A 16647-nucleotide genomic window follows, 5' to 3' on the forward strand; every position below is an offset into this window, starting at 1 on the left:
CGGCCTCAGCCGCTCAGAGCCTTGCGCCCGCGTTCAGATCGCGCGGCAGCCGCAGCGTGCTCGCGCGCGAGCCTTCGGGGCAGGGCCCATCGGAATAGACCGCATCGCCCTCGGGCATCACGCACTTGTGCACCTCGGTGACCGCGGGCGCGGCCTTGGCAGGCTGCACCGTCGACGACGCGTCGAAGTTCGCATTCGTCAGCGGCGCGCGAACGTACGCGGGCATGGCCGCCCGCACGGACGAGGAAGTCACCGGGTCGGGCAACGCAAGGCGGCCGGCCGATTCGGTGGCCTCGACGTAAGCCGGCATCACCGCCGGCGGCGGCGTGGGCGCGCGCGCCGCGCTTTCGTGCACGAGGTCTTTCAACGTCACGTAGAAAAGCGACATCGCAACGAGCGCCACGGCGAGGCACGGCGCCCAGTACCGTTCGGAACCGCCGCTGGACGGTGCGGCGCGAGAGCTCAGCGCCGCGGCCATGGCAGGCCTCCGCTCTGCAGTGCGCCCGCGAGTTTCGCGATGCCGCCGGTGCCGCTCGCGGCCCGCCCGATGAGCGCGCCGCCGGCCGCGCCCGCGGCGATGCGCATGAGGAACGAGCGGCTGCGGCCCGCAGCCAGCAGCAGCAACACGCCGGCACCGAGCACCATGAGGTGCTCGCCGGGATAGTCGGCGCGCGCGGCATCCACTTGCTTGATCTTGTCGATCGTCTGTTCGAGGCCCATGGCTGAAGCTCCTTGTTCGGTTCAGCTGTTTTTTACCGGCCACAACCCGGCGCCGCTGTAGGCCTGCGCCATGCGCCATGACGGAATCCGCCTCGAAAATGCCGGGGAGAAAACCGCGTCGTGCGGCCGACCGCTTCGCCCGGGCCGGACTTTCGATAATGCAAACCCATTTGTAGAGAACCGCAAAAGAATGAGTGCCGCAGATTTCCTCTTCGCCCCCGAGGTGCAGAAGCTCTTGATGGTCGCCTACGCGGCGCCCGACCAGCCGTTTTCTTCCAGCGACCTGGCCCAGCGCACGAAGCTCGCGCCCGACGATGTGGCGCGCACGCTGGAGCACTTGATCGGCAGCGGCATCCTGAAGCGCCACAAGCCCAAGGCAGAGGACGCCGAAACCGTCTCGATCGACCGCGCGTTCCTCTTTCACGCCGAGTTGCGCAGCATCGCGCTGAAGTCGTTCGCCGCCGCCGAGCCGGTGCGTGCGATGCTGCGCGGCAAGTTCAAGGATTCGGTCGTGCGCGCCTTCATCCTGGGCGAGGACAAGGACGGCACGCTGGAGCTGCTCGTCGTGCACGGCCAGCTGATGCCCGACGAAGCCGCGATGGCGGCGGCCTGCCAGAAGCTCTCGAAGAACATCCACCGGCACCTGAAGGTGCACGTCATCTCGAACGCGCGGTTCAACGGCCTCACGCCGCGCGATGCGCTCATGCCGAAGCCTTCGGCGCTCGAGGTCGTCAAGCTTGGGGATACGAAGGCGCAGTTGCCCGTCGAGCGGGTCGGGCTCTTGCAGAGTGCGAAGAAGAAGCTGGCGACGCTGTCGCGTTCGTCGGCGTGAGCGCGGCCCCTATTTGTTCTTGTCTCTTGCGGCCGCGAGTCCGCGGGCTTCGGCGATCAGCGGTTTCACGGTCTCGAAGGTCTTGCCGCTCGGGTTGATCACGCTGACCCAATGCATCTTCGCGTACACCGGATGCGGCATCAGCGTGTCGAGCGCGGTGAAGTCGGTGCCCGCCGGCGCCTCGCCGAACAGCGCGCGGAACGTCTCCTTGCCCACGCCGATGTTGAGGCGGAACACGCCGGGCCTGTCCAGCTTCGAGGCGCTGTCCGATTCGTGGTCTTTCGTCACGATGGTGGCGAACGGAAACCTGTTGTCCGCGCCGTGAAAGAAGAAGGTGTTGTCGTCGGCGACCTGGAAATGGCCGCCGCCGAGCGTGTCGATGATGTGCTGGGTGATGTCGTCTTCGGTCATGGCGATGTTCGTGGGCTCAGGGCTTCCAGCGGCGCAGGCCGAGGTCGTCCGCGAGCGCCTGGTAGGTCTTGATGCGGGCCTGCACCCAGTCGTCGAGCGCGGCCCCGGTGAGCGCGAAAGGATAAAGGCTGTGGCGCTCGCGCAGCGCTGCGTAGCCGGGCGAGGCCGTGGCTTCGGCGAAGGCGGCGGTCCAGGCGCGCACGGCCGCGTCGGGCACGTTCGCGCTCAGGTACAGGCCGCGCACCGTGGGCCAGACGATGTCCACGCCTTGCTCGCGCGCGGTCGGCACGCCGGTGAGCGCGCCGCCGAGCCGAGCCCCCGACAGCACCGCCAGCAGGCGCACCGCCGCGCCGCCCGCGATGGCCTGCAGCGCCTCGGCCGCATCGCCGGGGAACACATCGACGTGCTTGCCCTGCAGCGCGCCCAGCGCATCGCCGCCGCCCTCGAAGGAGACGAAGCGCATCGCCTTGTGGTCGCGGCCCGCGGCGCGCACCAGCAGCGCGGCCTTCACCCAGTCCTGGCTGCCGACCGTGCCGCCCGCGCCGAAGGCCATGCGCGAAGGGTCCTGGCGCAGGGCCGCGACCAGGTCCTGCAGGCGCTTGTAGGGCGAGTCGCGGTGCACGGCGATCACGCCGTAGTCGGTGCCGAGCGTGGCGATCCAGCGCACGGCCGAAGGCGGATGCGGGCCGAAGCGGCCCTGCGCGAGGTTGAGCAGCGAGCCGCTGGAGAACGCGACCAGCGTGCCCGCGCCGCCCAGCTGGCCGGTGGCGATGCGATCGAAGGCGACGGCGCCGATGCCGCCCGGCAGGTAGCGCTGGCCGAGTGGCGGGCGCGAAGGGCGCACCGCCTGCAGCGCATCGCGCGCGAGGGTGCAGGTGAGCTCGAAGCCGCCGCCGGCCTTGGCGGGGATCACGCAGTCGGCCGCGGCCAGCGAGGGGTCGCCGGACTGCGCCGTGGCGATGCCGGGCACGAGCAATGCAGAGAGCGCGCAGAGCGCATGGCGGCGGGTGGAAGAGGGCATCTGCATGGCGTTGTGCGCCGCTAGCTGGCGGCCGGCCGGGGCCACCAGATGATCGCATGCAGCCCCGCGCCGGCCTCGCGCGCCTCGAGCCGCAATTCGCCCCGGTGGCGCTGCGCGATCGACCGCGCGATGGCCAGCCCGAGGCCGAAGCCGCCCTTGCCCGCGCGCGCGCCGCGGCGAAAGCGCTGGCCCAGCGCGGTGCGCTCTTCGTCGGTCAGGCCCGGCCCGTTGTCCTCGACATTGAGGCTCCAGCCCGCGGCATCGCCCGCGGCGAAGAGGGTGATCGTGCCTTCCGCGGGCGTGTAGGTGATCGCGTTCGCCACGAGGTTGCTGAGCGCTTCGCGCAGCAGCCCCCGGTCCGCCACCGCGAGGAATTCGGGCGTGGGCGCATGGATGCCCAGGTCGATGCGCTTGGCGCGCGCGAGCGGCAGGAGGTCCACCGCCACTTCGCGCAAAAGCGCCGCGAGGTCGAACTCGGCAGGCTCCACCGCCACCGTGTCGCTGCGTCCCAGCGCGAGCAACTGCTGCGCGCTGCGCGTGGCGCGGCCGATCTCGGTGCCGAGCGCATCGAGCGCGGCGCGCACCTGCGCAGGGTCTTCCTCGCGCCGGGCGTAGTCGGCCTGCATCTGCAGCGTGGTGAGGTGCGTGCGCAGCTGGTGCGAGGCGTCGTCCAGGAACTGGCGCTGCTGCGTCACGAGGTCTTGCGTGCGCGACATCTGCTGGTTGACCGCATCCACCAGCGGGCGCACTTCGGCGGGCAGGTCGGCCTCGGGGATGCGCGTGAGGTCGTCGGGCGTGCGCGCCTGCACGTCGCGCGCGAGCCGCGACAACGGGCGCAGCGCCGCGGCCAGAGCGATGGCGGTGCCGCACAGCAGCAGCGCGAGCACCAGCCCGTCGCGCAGCGCGGCGCTGCGCACGAAGCGCGCGCTGAACTCCTGCCGCGAGCGCGTGCTTTCGCCGACCTGGATGAGCACGCTGCGCCCGGTGCTGCCGGCCGGCGCGCGGTCCAGGTCGCGCCGGTACGCCGCGAGCCGCACGGCCTCGCCGAAATAGGTGGCGTCGTAGAAGGCCGGCACGCCCATCTTCAGTTCGGCGGGTGGCGCGGGCAGGTCGGCGCTGCCCAACTCCACCAGCCCGTCGGACGTCGCTACGCGAAAGAATACCTGGCCGCTCGCCGTGAGCTCGAAGAACTCGAACATCGTGTACGGCAGCTCGACCGAGAGGCCGCCGGAAGCTGTGGAGATGTTGGCGTCGATGGACTTGAGCGCGCCCAGCAGCGAGCGGTCGTAGGCCGCGTTGGCCGCGGCGAGCGCGTCGTGCCGCGTCATCCAGAGTTCGAGGCCGGTCACCACCAGCAGGGCGGGGAACAGCAGCAGCGCGAGCCGCTGCCAGAGGCTCGCGCGGCGCAGGAAGCTTCGCATCACGCGCACTCAGTCGGCCTCGAGCACATAGCCGAGGCCGCGCAATGTGACGATGCGCACGCCGGTGCCATCCAGGCGCTTGCGCAGGCGATAGACGAACACCTCGACCGCTTCGGGGTGCACCTCTTCGTCGTCGGAAAACACCCGCTCCAGGATCTGCTGCTTCGACAGCGGCTCGCCGCTGCGCTGCACCAGCACGCGCAGCACCGCGTGCTCGCGCGGCGAGAGCGCCAGCGCCTCGCCGTTCAGCACGAACTGCCGGCGCGCGCCGTCGTACACGAGCGGCCCGCAAGCCAGGCGCGGATGCTCCACGCCGCGCGCGCGTCGCACCAGCGCATGCAGCCGCGCTTCGAGTTCGGCGAGCGCAAAAGGCTTGGCGAGAAAGTCGTCGGCGCCCGCGTTGAGCGAGGCGACGCGCTCGTTGACCGAATCGCGCGCCGTGAGGATCAGCGCCGGCAGCCGCTGGTCGCGTTCGCGCAGCCGCTGCAGCACCGTGTGGCCGTCCATGCCGGGCAGGCCCAGGTCGAGCACCAGCGCATCGTGGTCGCGCTGCTGCAGCGCGCGGTCCGCGAGCCGGCCGTCGTCCACCCATTCGACCTGGATGCCCGCATGCTCCAGCGCCTTGCAGAGCCAGGTGCCCAGGGTGTGTTCGTCTTCGGCCAGCAGGATGCGCATGGCGCCGATGCTAGGGCCTCGGGCGCTCAATCAGGCTTGATGTTTGCCCGGGCGATCACCTTTTGCCAGCGCGTTTGTTCCGCCGCGATGAACTGCGCGAACTGCTCGGGCGTGCCGCCGACCGCCTCGGCCGCATCGGCCGTCAGGCGCTGCATCGAATCGGGCGATTTCACCGCCTTCATCGTCTCGGCCGAGAGCTTGGCGAGGTTCGCGGGCTCGATGTTGGCCGGCGCGAGCATGCCGTACCACTGCGTCATCTCGAAGCCGGGAAAGCCTTGTTCCGCGACGGTCGGAACGTCGGGCAGTTGCGCCAGGCGCTTGGCCGAGCCGGTCGCGATGCAGCGCACCTTGCCGGCCTTGATGAACGGAATGATCGCCGCCGCGCCGATGGCCGAGGCATCGAGCCGGCCCGAGAGCAGGTCGGTCACCATCGGGCCGGTGCCGCGGTAGGGCACGTGCAGCATGAACACGTCGGCGGTCATCTTCAGGTATTCGAAGGCCAGGTGGCCGGCGCTGCCGTTGCCCGCGGAGCCGTAGCTGAGCTTGCCCGGCTTCGACTTGGCGTAGGCGATGAATTCCTTGAGGTTCTTGGCCGGCACGTCGGGGTGCACCACGTAGAGGCTGGGCACCTTGGCCAGCAGGCTCACGGGCTTGAAGTCCTTGTTCGGGTCGTAGGGCAGCTTGGCGAAGATGTACGGGTTCACAGCCAGCGTGCCGATGTGGCCGAGGATCAGCGTGTGCTGGTCGGTGCTGCGCGCCACTTCGCTCATCGCGATGTTGCCGGCTGCGCCGGGCTTGTTATCGACGAAGACGCTCTGGCCGAGCGTGCGGGAAAGCTCCGCGGCTGTGGAGCGCGCGACGATCTCGGAGCTCCCGCCCGGCGCGAAGGGCACGACGAAGCGCACCGATTTGCTGGGCCATGCGGACTGGGCCGAGGCCAGCGAGGGCAAAAGGCCGCCCAGGGCGAGGGCACCGCCGGATTGCAGCCACTGGCGGCGGCTGGAGGACAGGGAAAAAGGCTTGGCGTGCATGAAGGCGTCTCCGTGGTTTTTGTCGGGAAGGCCGCATGGTGCCCGGCGGGGGCTGTCGGAATGCTGTCAGTGCGGAATGAAAGAAAAAGTAAGGTGCAAACTCCGCGGCCGCGCCCCAGAATCCGTTGCGAAGCGGCGACGCAGACGTCGCCGCGATGGCACTTTCGAGGACTCGGACGGCAACTTTGTTCATCGCACTCTGCTTGACGAATTTCGGGTTGCGGCTCGCTGCGATCCGCGCGATGGCGGGGCTCGCCCTGTTCCTGCTGGCATGCCTGCCCATGCCGGGCCATGCACAGGTGGAGCCGCTGAAGCTCGATGCGGGATTGAGCCTCTTGGAGCGCAACCTCGAGGGACGCTCGCAGGCCTTCCACGACGCCACCGGCCTGCTGACGCGTGAGCAGGTGGCGTCGCCGCCCTACGCGCAGCAATTCCAGACGCTCAAGGGCGCCTTCAACGGCGGCTACGACCGCGGTGCCTGGTGGGTGCGCTTCCGTATCGAGGCTTCGCCCGAGCAGGTGGCACGCCCACTCCAGGGTGGCTGGTGGTTGCGGCTGAACGCGCCGTATGCCGACTACCTGGACGTGTGGTGGCCCGATGCAGAAGCCGGCGCGAGTGGTGGATTCACACACCGGGCGCTCGGCGGAATGCGGGCCGGCTCCCAGCGCGAGCTGCCCTGGTCGATCCCGGCGACGCGCCTGCCCGAACTGCGCGATACCGAGCCGCGCTGGGTGTGGGTGCGACTGGCGGGCGACCGCACGCTGAGCCTCGTCGGCGGCGTTTCGCCGCTGCGGGAACTGGCCGAGGTGCAGCAGCGGCTCGATTACGCCGACGCGGCTGTCGTCGGCATGGCCCTGCTGATGGCGGTGGTCAGCCTGATGATGGGCATCGCGCTGCCCGACCGCCGGTTCGTCGCCTACGCCGGCTATCTCCTCACGCTCGCCATGGTGTTCGCGAGCTCGGAGGGCCTGCCGGTGTCCCTGTGGCTGCAGAACAATCCCCTGGCTGCCGTTCGCCTGCACAACCTCTCGGTCTGCCTGCACACGGCCGCCGCGTTCGGATTCGCCAGGGTGCTGCTGGACATGGAGCGGCAGTTCCCGCGCATGAACCGCGTGTTCCAGGTGATGACGCTCGTCTGCTTGGCGGCCTGCGCGATCGCCCTGGCCGGCGGGTACGGGTACGTCGCGCGACCGCTGAACCTGCTGTGGCTGCTCTTCGCGGCCTGCATCGTGCCGATGTGCGCCGTTGCGCTGCGCCGGAACAGCCATGTCTGGCCGGGGTTGGTCGGCTATGTCGTCTACCTCATGATGGGCGCGGTGCACTTCGCCAAGAACCTGCAGTGGCTGCCCTACACGCAGGCCACCCAGTACAGCTATGCGCTCGGCAGCATCCTCCACATCATGGCTTTCTTCTTCGCGCTGGGCTGGCGCGTGCGCCATCGCGAGCGGCGGGCGCTCTCGCTGTCCCTGCGACATCGCGCGCGGCTGGCGCAACGCGTGAACGAGCGCACCCTCGATCTGCGCCAGGAGATCACGCAGCACCAGCGCACGCACGACCAACTGGCCCTGGCGCTGCGCGAGCAGCGCGGCCTGCTGGCCATGGTGTCGCACGAGTTCCGCACGCCGCTCGGCACGATCGGCGGCGCGGCGCAGATCCTTGCGGACGACCGGCTCGGCCTTGCTCGCGAGGAGGTCCTGAAGGAGGCCGAGAAGATCAGCCGCACCGTCCTTCGCATGCGCGATCTGGTGGACACCCTGCTGGCCGACGAATGGCTCGATGCGTCCAGCGAAAACCTGTGCATGGTCCCGATCGAGCTCGCGGGGTTCCTGCGCGAGAAGATCGAGGAGCACAACGAAGGCGTCGGTGGCGGGCGCATTTCGCTGCATCTCGGTGCGCGCGAATTGCCGGTGCTGGCGGACGAGACGCTGTTGCACATCGCCCTGGACAACCTGCTGACCAACGCCATCAAGTACGCGCCGCCGCATTCACCGATTCTGGTCGGCGCGGGAATCCGGCGCGGCCGGTCGAATGATCTTGCGGAAGGCGACACGGTGCCGGACGTGTGCATCCAGGTGTGCGACGAAGGCCCTGGCTTCATGCCGCATGACCTGTCGCACGTCTTCGAGCGCTTCTACCGCGCGGCCGGTACCCGGCGGATTCCGGGCATCGGGTTGGGCCTGCACATGGTGCACCGCGTGGCCACGGTTCATGGTGGCAGCGTGGTCGCCTCCAATGGAGCCGGCGAGGGCGCCGTGCTGACCCTGACCCTGCCTCTTCTTGGAAGTGCCGAGGGACCGGAAACCCGGGGCACCGGCAACGCGGTGGCGCTTGGGCAGGGAGGCTGCAGATGATGAGCACCCCGGCCCGTGTGCTGGTCATCGAGGATGACGACGACCTGCGCGACACGCTGCTGCGGTACCTGCGCGGTGTCGGCATGCTGGCCCGCGGACTGGAGAGCGCCGAGGGGCTCGACGCGGAACTGGTACGACAGGATTTCGATGCCGTGGTGTGCGACGTCAACCTGCCGGGCGAAGACGGATTCAGCGTGCTGGCCCGTCTGCGATCGCGCAGTGCCATGCGCATCGTGATGCTGACCGCGCGCGGCATGGCGAACGACCGGCTGCATGGCCTTGGCCTCGGCGCCGACTACTACCTGGTCAAGCCGGTGAACCTGCGCGAGCTCGAGATGGTGCTGCACAACCTGCTGCAGCGCAGCCAGGAAGCGCAGGGGCAAGGCACGCGCGAGCCGGGTGCCGTTGCAGCCGAGGAACCCGCCGCGCAGGCGCCTTGGCGCTATCACGGCGCCACCTGGCTGCTGCTGTCGCCTGCCGGCCAGCGCGTGCAGATGTCCAGCGCGGAAGCGCGGCTCGTTCAGTGCCTGATCCAGCAGCCGCGTGAAGTGGTGGACCGGGCCACGCTGCTTGCGGCGATGGGGCGCCCGGGCCTGGAGGCCTACGAACGCAACCTCGACGTCACGGTTTCGCGGCTGCGCCGCAAGGCCGAGCAGGCCAGTGGCGAGAAGCTGCCGATCGTCGCGGTGCGCGGCGAGGGCTACAGCTTCCAGGGGAACGTGCGCATCGAGCGGTGAGCGCTGCTGGTCGAATGACCGGTGAGCCTGCGCCCGCGCATCCGGCTCGCCTGGCTGCAGCACAGCCGGCACCACCGGAACGCGTGTCACCACGCGCCTGCCAAGCTCCTTTGTCGTCGGCAAAACCACGGTTTTCCGTAGGTGACCGTGGGCCCGTTTGCAAGAAAAAGTAAGGTGCAAACGAGAGGGTGGCGCTTGAGAATTTCGCTCGAAGCGGCAACGCAGTGATGCCGCACATGCCGCGCGCCGCGCGCGCTTGCATGGCGGGAGGAGACCCCCATGAACAGCAGTACGACAGCCCTCGACCCTTGGTCCTCGGCTGAATTGGCTTTTTGTCGCAGCGCTTTTTGCACGCTGCCTACGGAGGAGAACCGTCCATGAATACCGCCTACAAGACCGTCTGGAACGCCGCGATCGGTGCATGGGTGGCCGTCTCGGAAACGACGCGCGCGCGGGGCAAGCGAAGCACCAGTCGGCGCGCGGGTCGCACGGCAGGTCTCGGGGGGCTGACGAAGGTCGGCATGCTGACGGCGCTTGCATTTTTTGCGACCAGCTTCTTGCCGGCGCAGGCCTTCTGCACGACTGCGGGCAGCGACGTGACCTGCAACGGCGCTGCCAACCCGCTGGCGCCGGGCTATGCGAACGGCGCCAACAATCTGAACCTGGTGATGAACCCCGGGGCGAGCCTCGGCGTGTTGCTGGGCGTCAGTGGAAGCGCAGTGTCGCTGACGGGTTCCGGCGTCAGGCTCACGAACAACGGCCTGATCGATCCACTGCTGTTCGGCAGCAACACCACGAAGCTGTCCACGGGCGTCGTGATGGGCAACACCGGCACCAGCACGATCGTCGCCGTCAACAACGCGACGATAGGCGGCACCAGGCAGTCGTCGGTCGACCTGGCCGGCCTGGCGCTCACGGTACGCAACGGCCCCGGCGGCATCACGACGATCACCAACACGGGAACGATGACGACGGGGGCCATCGTCGGCGCGACACTGGCCGCGGCCGATGCGGCCGTGGTCGCCGTCTATGGCGGCGGCCAGGTCAACATGCTGAACGACGCCACCGGCACGATCACCGGCCGCATCGCGTTCGAGAGCGCGGCCAGCGGCGGCCACACCTTCACCAACGCAGGCACGATCGACGGCAGCGTTTCGCTCGGCACCGGGGAGCGCGACGACACCTTCTTCGCGGTCACAGGCTCGAGCATCACCGGCGGGTCGGCACCGGCCATCGCGGTGGCGACGCCCTCGGGCGGCAGCCTGAACTTCGCGGCCGGCGGCACGGTCGATGCGGGCCTCGGCGGCACCGACATGCTGGTGCTGCGCAACAGGGTGGGCGGCCCCGGTTCGGGCACTGCCGGCACGGGCGGGATCAAGGCCGCGCAGTACCTGAACTTCGAGAACCTCCAGGTCGACAGCGGCACCTGGACCCTGAACGGCGCGGTGGTCAGCGGCAGCACTCTGCTCAACGGCGGCCTCACGATCTTCGACGACGCGGGCGCCTTCGGCGCCGGCACGCTGACGGGCAACGGCGGCGCGATGCAGGCCTCGGTGGGCGGCATCACGCTGGCCCAGAACGTGAATCTCACGGGCGGCCTGACGGTGCTGGGCGACAACGGTTTCACGCTGGGCGGCACCGTCAGCGGCGGCGGCGGCATCACCAAGACCGGCACCGGCACGCTCACGCTGAACGGCATCAACAACTTCAGCGGCGGTTTCGCGCTCAACGGCGGCGGCGTGACGCTGGGCAACGCGAGTGCGCTCGGCTCGGGCCTGTTCCTGGTCAGCGGCAATGCCGATCTCTACACCACCTTCACCGGCACGCTCAACAACCAGGTGCAGCTCAACGGCGCGCTGACGCTCGACGGGACAGGCACGCTGACCTTGGGCAATCTCATCTCGGGGGCTGGCAGCCTGACGGTGAACGGCAGCAACCTCGCACTGGCCGCCAGCAACACCTATGGCGGCGGCACGACGCTGGGCGGCGGCAGGCTGGACGTGGGCAGCAACACGGCGCTCGGCACCGGCGACCTCACCATCAACGGCGCCTCCGTGCTGACCGGCGCGGCCGGGGTGGTGCTCGCCAACAACGTGGTGCTCAACAGCACCCTGAACTTCGGCGCGGGCAGCAGCGGCGGCGCGCTCACGCTCGACGGCGTGATCAGCGGCGCGGGCGGCATCAGCCTGGCCGGTGCGCCGGGCGTCACGCTCAACGGCGCAAACACCTTCACCGGCGGCTTCAACATCGGCGGCGGCGCGCTCACCGTGGGCAACGACACCGCGCTGGGCGGCAGCGGCGTCACGGTCAGCGGCGCGAGTTCGCTCGCTTCGAACAAGTCGGTGAGCCTTGGCAACGACTTCCGCCTCAACGCCACGCTCGCGGCGGGCGGCAGCAACGACCTCGCGCTCAACGGCACCCTCACCGGCCTGGGCATCGTCAGGAAGACCGGCACGGGCCGTCTCACGCTGGGCGGCGCCAACACCTTCTCGGGCGGCGTGGATCTGCAGGGCGGTGCGCTGCGCGTGGGGACCAACACCTCGCTGGGCCTGAGCACGCTGACGGTGAACGGCAACGCCGCGCTCGACGCGAGCGCGAATGTGAACCTGAGCAACAGGCTGTTGCTCAACGCGGGCCTGGACATCGGCGGGGCGAACAACATCGGGCTCGGCGGCGTCATCTCGGGCACCGGCCCCCTCTCGTACAGCGGCAGCGGCACGCTGACGCTGGCCAATGCCAACACCTACACAGGCGGCACCACGGTGGCGGCCGGCACGCTCGCCGCGAACAACGCGAGCGGCAGCGCGACCGGCAGCGGTGCGGTGCAGGTCCAGGGCGGCGCGGCGCTTGCCGGCACCGGCACGCTGGCCGGTGCGGTGACGATCGCCAAGGGCGGCATCCTGTCGGCCGGCAACAGTGGCGCCGGCACGCTCACGACGGGCAGCCTGAACCTCGCCGACGGCGCGGTGCTCGACTACGACCTGGGCCAGGCCAACGTCGCCGGCGGCGCGCTCAACGACCTGGTCAGGGTCAACGGCAACCTGCAGCTGGACGGCACGCTCAATGTGGCGCAGTCCAAGGGCGGCGTGTTCGGCGCGGGCGTCTACCGCCTGATCGACTACACCGGCACGCTCACCGACAACGGCCTGGACATCGGCAGCGCACCCACGGCCGCGAAGAATCTGCAGGTGCAGACCGCGGTGGCGCAGCAGGTCAACCTGGTCAATCGCGCGGGTCTCGCGCTGAACTTCTGGGACGGCGGCGACGCCGGCCAATACAACGACGGCAAGATCGCCGGTGGCTCGGGCACCTGGCGCGTCGGCGTGCCGGGCGACGGCTGGACCGGCGCCGACGGCAAGGTCAATGCGGCCTGGGCGCAGGACCAGTTCGCGGTGTTCGCGGGCACGGGCGGCACCGTCACGGTCGACGGCGCAGGCGGCACGGTGCGCATCACCGGCGCGCAGTTCGCGGCCGACGGCTACGTGGTGCAGGGCGATGCGATCGAGCTCGGCGCTTCGGGCACGGTGGTGCGCGTGGGCGATGGCTCGGGCACCGACACCACGCGCAGTGCGACCATGAATGTCGCGCTCATCGGCACCGGCGGCCTCGTGAAGGAAGACGTGGGCCGGTTGATCCTCGGCGGCACGAATACCTACACCGGCGGCACCACCGTGAAGGCCGGCGTGCTGCAGGGCAGTGCCGCCAGCCTGCAGGGCGACATCGTCAACAACGCCGAGGTCGCGTTCGACCAGGACAAGACCGCGGGCACCTACGCGGGCACGATGAGCGGCACCGGTCGCTTGCGCAAGATCGGCAGCGGCACGCTGCTGCTGGGCAGCACCAACAGCCATGCGGGCGGCACCTTCGTCGATGCGGGCACGCTGGCCACCGACGTGACCGGTGCGCTGGGCGGCGGCGCGGCAAGCGTGGCCACGGGCGCCACGCTGCAACTGGGGGGCGCATTCGATGCCGGCACCACCGCCATCGGCAACCAGGGCACCGTGCGCTTGCAGGACAAGGCGAGCGCCGGTGCATCGACCCTCACCAACGCCGCGGGCGGCGTGCTGGACCTTGCCGGCAACGCCTCGGCCGACAAGGCCACGGTGATCAACCAGGCCGGCGGGCAGGTGCGCATCGACCAGGCGACCACCGGCGTGAGCTTCGGCGCGCTCGACGGTGCGGGCGATGTCGTGCTCGGGGCCAAGGCGCTCACGCTCGGCGGCAGCGGCGGCGACAACGCCTTGTCGGGCACCGTCAGCGGCACCGGCGGCTCGGTCGTCAAGGTGGGCGGCGGCACGCTCACGTTGACGGGCGCCAACACCTACACGGGCGGCACCACGGTGGCCGCCGGCACGCTGAGCGTGAACAACAAGAGCGGCAGCGGCACCGGCACGGGCTTCGTGCAGATCCAGAGCGGCGCGACGCTGGCGGGCAGCGGCACCATCGCGGGCGCGGTCACCATCGCCAAGGGCGGCATCCTTGCCGCGGGCAACAGCCCCGGCACGCTGACCGTGGGCGCACTCACGCTGGCCGGCGGCTCCACGCTGAACTACGAACTCGGCCAGGCGGGCGTGCCCGGCGGCGCGCTGAACGACTTGATCGACGTGGGCGGCAACCTGCAGCTGGACGGCACGCTGAACATCGCGCAGTCGGCCGGCGGCACCTTCGGGCCAGGGCTGTACCGCCTCATGAGCTACGGCGGCACGCTCACCGACAACGGGCTGGACATCGGCACCGCACCGGGCGCCGTGGCCGATCTGCAGCTACAGACCTCGGTCGCGCAGCAGGTCAACCTGCTCAACCGCGCCGGCCTGTCGCTGAACTTCTGGGACGGCGGCGACAGCAGGAAATACAACGACGGCCAGGTGGCCGGCGGCAGCGGCACCTGGCGCGTGGGCAGTCCGGGCGATGGCTGGACCGACATGGACGGCAAGCTCAACGCCAACTGGGCGCAAGACCAGTTCGCGGTGTTCGGTGGCAAGAGCGGCACGGTCACCGTGGACGGCGCTGCAGGCGCGGTGCGCATCGCGGGCGCGCAGTTCGCGGTCGATGGTTACGTGGTGAATGGCGACGGCATCGTCGTCAACAACGCCAACTCGGTGATTCGCGTGGGCGACGGCACGGCTGCCGGCGCGAACATGACCGCCACGCTGAATGTGGCGCTCTCGGGCGCGGGTGGCATCTCGAAGGAGGACGCGGGCCGGCTGATCCTGGGCGGTGCCAACACCTACACCGGCGGCACCACCGTGAAGGGCGGCGTGCTGCAGGGCAGCGCCACCAGCCTGCAGGGCGCCATCGTCAACAACGCCGAGGTTGCGTTCGATCAAGGCGCGACCGCGGGCACCTACGCAGGTGCGATGAGCGGCACCGGCAAGCTGCGCAAGATCGGCACCGGCACATTGACGCTGGCCAATGCCAACAGCTACAGCGGCGGCACGCTGGTCGATGCGGGCACGCTCACCACCGACACCAGCGGCGCGCTGGGCACGGGCGCCGTGAGCATCGCTTCGGCCGCTGCGCTGCAGTTCGGCGGCAAGGCCGACGCGGGCAAGCTCGCCATCGATAACCAGGGCACCTTGCGGCTGCTGGACGGCGCGAATGCCGCGAGCGCCACGGTGAGCAACGCGGCTGGCGGTCAGGTGCGTATCGACCTGGCGACCACCGGCGCGAGCATCGGCGCACTCGGCGGCGCGGGCGACGTGGTGCTCGGCGCGAAGGCGCTGACCACCGGTGCGATGGGCGGCGACAGCACGATCTCGGGCGCGATCACCGGTGCCGGCGGCTCGCTCGTGAAGGTCGGCGCAGGCACGCTCACGCTTGCAGGAACAGCCAGCTACAGCGGCGAGACGCGCGTCGCGGCGGGCACTCTGAAGGCCGGCGCGGCCAACGCCTTCAGCGCGGCCTCCAGCGCCGTGGTGGCCAGCGGCGCCACGCTGAACCTCGCAGGCTTCAACCAGACAGTGGCCGGCCTGAGCAACAGCGGCACCGTGGCACTGGCAGGCGCTGCGGCCGGCACCACGTTGACGGTCAACGGCAACTACGTCGGCAACAACGGTGTGCTGAAGCTGGGCACCGTGCTCAACGCTGGCGCGGGGCCGTCGGACCGGCTGGTGATCGACGGCGGCGCGGCCAGCGGCAAGACCAGCGTGCAGGTCGCCAACCTCGGCGGCCTGGGCGCGCGCACCAGCGGCGCGGGCATCGAACTCATCAGTGCACGCAACGGCGCGACCACCACCGCCCAGACCACCAAGGACGCTTTTGCGCTCGCAGGCGGCCACGTCGATGCCGGTGCCTTCGAGTACCGGCTGTACGCGGGCGACGCCGGCGGCGGCGGCGAGAACTGGTATCTGCGCACCGAGGCCGGGCCGGACACGCCGGGCACGCCGGGTGCACCGGGCAATCCTGGCGGCACAGGCCTTCCGACCTACCGCGCCGAAGCCTCGCTGTTCGCGGCGCTGCCCAACCAGCTGCGCCAGAGCAACCTGGGCATGCTCGCAAGCCGCAGCCAGCGCATCGGCGACGACGATGTGCGCGGCGGCGCAGGCGCCACCTCCGGCACCGACGGCAGCTACCGCCGCGCCTGGGGCCGGCTGATCTCCACCGACATGGACATTCGCCAGGGCGGCACTGTCTCGCCGCACAGCGAAGGTCGCCTGACCGGGCTGCAGGCTGGCACCGACCTGTGGGCCAATCCGGATTGGCGTGCCGGCATCTACGTGGGCCAGCTCGATGGAGACACCCGCGTGAGCGGCCTGGGCAGCGGCCTCCTGAACACAGCAACGGGGCGCAACGATCTGCGCAGCCAGTACCTGGGCCTGTACGGCACCTATGCCACCGAAGACGGCTTCTATGCCGACGCCGTGCTGCAGGCCGGCCGCCACCGCTACACCGTGCAGCCGCTGCTGAGCGGAGGCGTCGAGGGCAAGGGCAACAGCCTCCTGGCATCGATAGAGGTGGGCAAGGCCTTCGCGATCGGCTCGGGCGGCTGGTCCGTGGAGCCGCAACTGCAGTTGATTCATCAGCGCCTGCGGCTGGACGACGCGTCCATTCCTGGCGCGCTCGTGCAGCAGGACGCCGACAGCGGCTGGATCGGCCGCGTGGGCGTGCGCATCAAAGGCAGCTTCGCCACGGGCGCCGGCACGCTGCAGCCCTATGCGCGCGTGAACGTCTACCGCAGCGCCAAGGGCAACGACGTCGCGCGCTTCGTGAACCCGGCGGCGATCACGCCGGTAGGGGCCCCGATCGGCGGCACCAGCACCGAACTGGCCGCGGGCTTCACGTTGTCGGTGAGCCAGCGCACGAGCCTCTACGGCGAACTGGGCAAGCAGTGGGCCGCAAGTGGCGATGCCCGCGTGGGCAGTTCCATCAACGCAGCAGCGGGCGTGCGCGTGAAATGGTGATGTGAGGCCGCATCGACAGCGCCGGCATCGCCGGCGCGCGGCCGGCCC

General features: G+C 70.1%; 11 protein-coding genes. 4 read left to right on the forward strand and 7 right to left on the reverse strand.

Translation table 11 applies throughout. The annotated features are described in order from the left end of the window. Positions 1-13: 13 nt before the first annotated feature. Both JC881_RS12225 and JC881_RS12230 read right to left on the reverse strand, forming a co-directional pair. The gene (locus tag JC881_RS12225) at positions 14-478 is read right to left on the reverse strand and encodes a hypothetical protein (protein ID WP_198785976.1); all 465 of its coding nucleotides are present in this window, start codon (positions 476-478) and stop codon (positions 14-16) included. After that, on the reverse strand, positions 463-720 hold the full coding sequence (locus tag JC881_RS12230) for a hypothetical protein (protein ID WP_198785977.1): 258 nt from the start codon (positions 718-720) through the stop codon (positions 463-465). The genes JC881_RS12225 and JC881_RS12230 overlap by 16 nt, the downstream gene beginning before the upstream one ends. A 190-nt stretch (positions 721-910) precedes the next feature. Between JC881_RS12230 and JC881_RS12235 the strand changes: the two genes are divergently transcribed. Continuing rightward, on the forward strand, positions 911-1552 hold the full coding sequence (locus JC881_RS12235; RefSeq protein ID WP_198785978.1) for a hypothetical protein: 642 nt from the start codon (positions 911-913) through the stop codon (positions 1550-1552). A gap of 9 nt (positions 1553-1561) precedes the next feature. On the opposite strand, the gene JC881_RS12240 is transcribed toward JC881_RS12235, so the two are convergent. From JC881_RS12240 to JC881_RS12260, 5 genes are read right to left on the reverse strand one after another with little or no spacing between them, the layout of a single operon-like run. Then, on the reverse strand, positions 1562-1963 hold the full coding sequence (locus JC881_RS12240) for a DUF6194 family protein (protein WP_198785979.1): 402 nt from the start codon (positions 1961-1963) through the stop codon (positions 1562-1564). A 16-nt stretch (positions 1964-1979) separates the two neighbouring features. Next, entirely contained in the window at positions 1980-2990 is a 1011-nt protein-coding gene (locus JC881_RS12245) for a Bug family tripartite tricarboxylate transporter substrate binding protein (protein WP_198785980.1), read from the reverse strand. Positions 2991-3004: 14 nt separating this feature from the next. Next, complete coding sequence (locus JC881_RS12250) at positions 3005-4405, reverse strand: sensor histidine kinase (RefSeq protein WP_198785981.1); 1401 nt, start codon at positions 4403-4405, stop codon at positions 3005-3007. Between the two features lie 9 nt (positions 4406-4414). Next, a complete protein-coding gene (locus JC881_RS12255) occupies positions 4415-5080 on the reverse strand; it encodes a response regulator (protein WP_198785982.1) in 666 nt (221 codons plus the stop codon). A gap of 26 nt (positions 5081-5106) precedes the next feature. Continuing rightward, on the reverse strand, positions 5107-6111 hold the full coding sequence (locus JC881_RS12260; RefSeq protein ID WP_198785983.1) for a Bug family tripartite tricarboxylate transporter substrate binding protein: 1005 nt from the start codon (positions 6109-6111) through the stop codon (positions 5107-5109). 203 nt (positions 6112-6314) lie between these two features. On the opposite strand from JC881_RS12260, the gene JC881_RS12265 reads away from it, so the two are divergent. The 3 genes from JC881_RS12265 (at position 6315) to JC881_RS12275 (ending at position 16599) form a co-directional block, all read left to right on the forward strand. Further along, positions 6315-8462 (forward strand): sensor histidine kinase, encoded by a 2148-nt coding sequence (locus tag JC881_RS12265; RefSeq protein ID WP_233101737.1) that lies wholly within the window; start codon positions 6315-6317, stop codon positions 8460-8462. Continuing rightward, a complete protein-coding gene (locus JC881_RS12270) occupies positions 8462-9199 on the forward strand; it encodes a response regulator transcription factor (protein WP_233101738.1) in 738 nt (245 codons plus the stop codon). The genes JC881_RS12265 and JC881_RS12270 overlap by 1 nt, the downstream gene beginning before the upstream one ends. A 377-nt stretch (positions 9200-9576) precedes the next feature. Next, positions 9577-16599, forward strand: coding sequence for an autotransporter outer membrane beta-barrel domain-containing protein (locus JC881_RS12275; RefSeq protein WP_198785985.1), 7023 nt, complete (start codon positions 9577-9579; stop codon positions 16597-16599). Positions 16600-16647 lie beyond the last annotated feature (48 nt).

The sequence above is a fragment of the Variovorax sp. IB41 genome (assembly GCF_016405905.1).
Lineage (GTDB): Bacteria > Pseudomonadota > Gammaproteobacteria > Burkholderiales > Burkholderiaceae_C > Variovorax.

Bases quoted from the DNA above. Each gene is read 5' to 3' on its own strand.
- JC881_RS12225 (WP_198785976.1), bottom strand. From the start codon at position 478: ATGGCCGCGGCGCTGAGCTCTCGCGCCGCACCGTCCAGCGGCGGTTCC.
- JC881_RS12230 (WP_198785977.1), bottom strand. From the start codon at position 720: ATGGGCCTCGAACAGACGATCGACAAGATCAAGCAAGTGGATGCCGCG.
- JC881_RS12235 (WP_198785978.1), top strand. From the start codon at position 911: ATGAGTGCCGCAGATTTCCTCTTCGCCCCCGAGGTGCAGAAGCTCTTG.
- JC881_RS12240 (WP_198785979.1), bottom strand. From the start codon at position 1,963: ATGACCGAAGACGACATCACCCAGCACATCATCGACACGCTCGGCGGC.
- JC881_RS12245 (WP_198785980.1), bottom strand. From the start codon at position 2,990: ATGCAGATGCCCTCTTCCACCCGCCGCCATGCGCTCTGCGCGCTCTCT.
- JC881_RS12250 (WP_198785981.1), bottom strand. From the start codon at position 4,405: ATGCGAAGCTTCCTGCGCCGCGCGAGCCTCTGGCAGCGGCTCGCGCTG.
- JC881_RS12255 (WP_198785982.1), bottom strand. From the start codon at position 5,080: ATGCGCATCCTGCTGGCCGAAGACGAACACACCCTGGGCACCTGGCTC.
- JC881_RS12260 (WP_198785983.1), bottom strand. From the start codon at position 6,111: ATGCACGCCAAGCCTTTTTCCCTGTCCTCCAGCCGCCGCCAGTGGCTG.
- JC881_RS12270 (WP_233101738.1), top strand. From the start codon at position 8,462: ATGAGCACCCCGGCCCGTGTGCTGGTCATCGAGGATGACGACGACCTG.
- JC881_RS12275 (WP_198785985.1), top strand. From the start codon at position 9,577: ATGAATACCGCCTACAAGACCGTCTGGAACGCCGCGATCGGTGCATGG.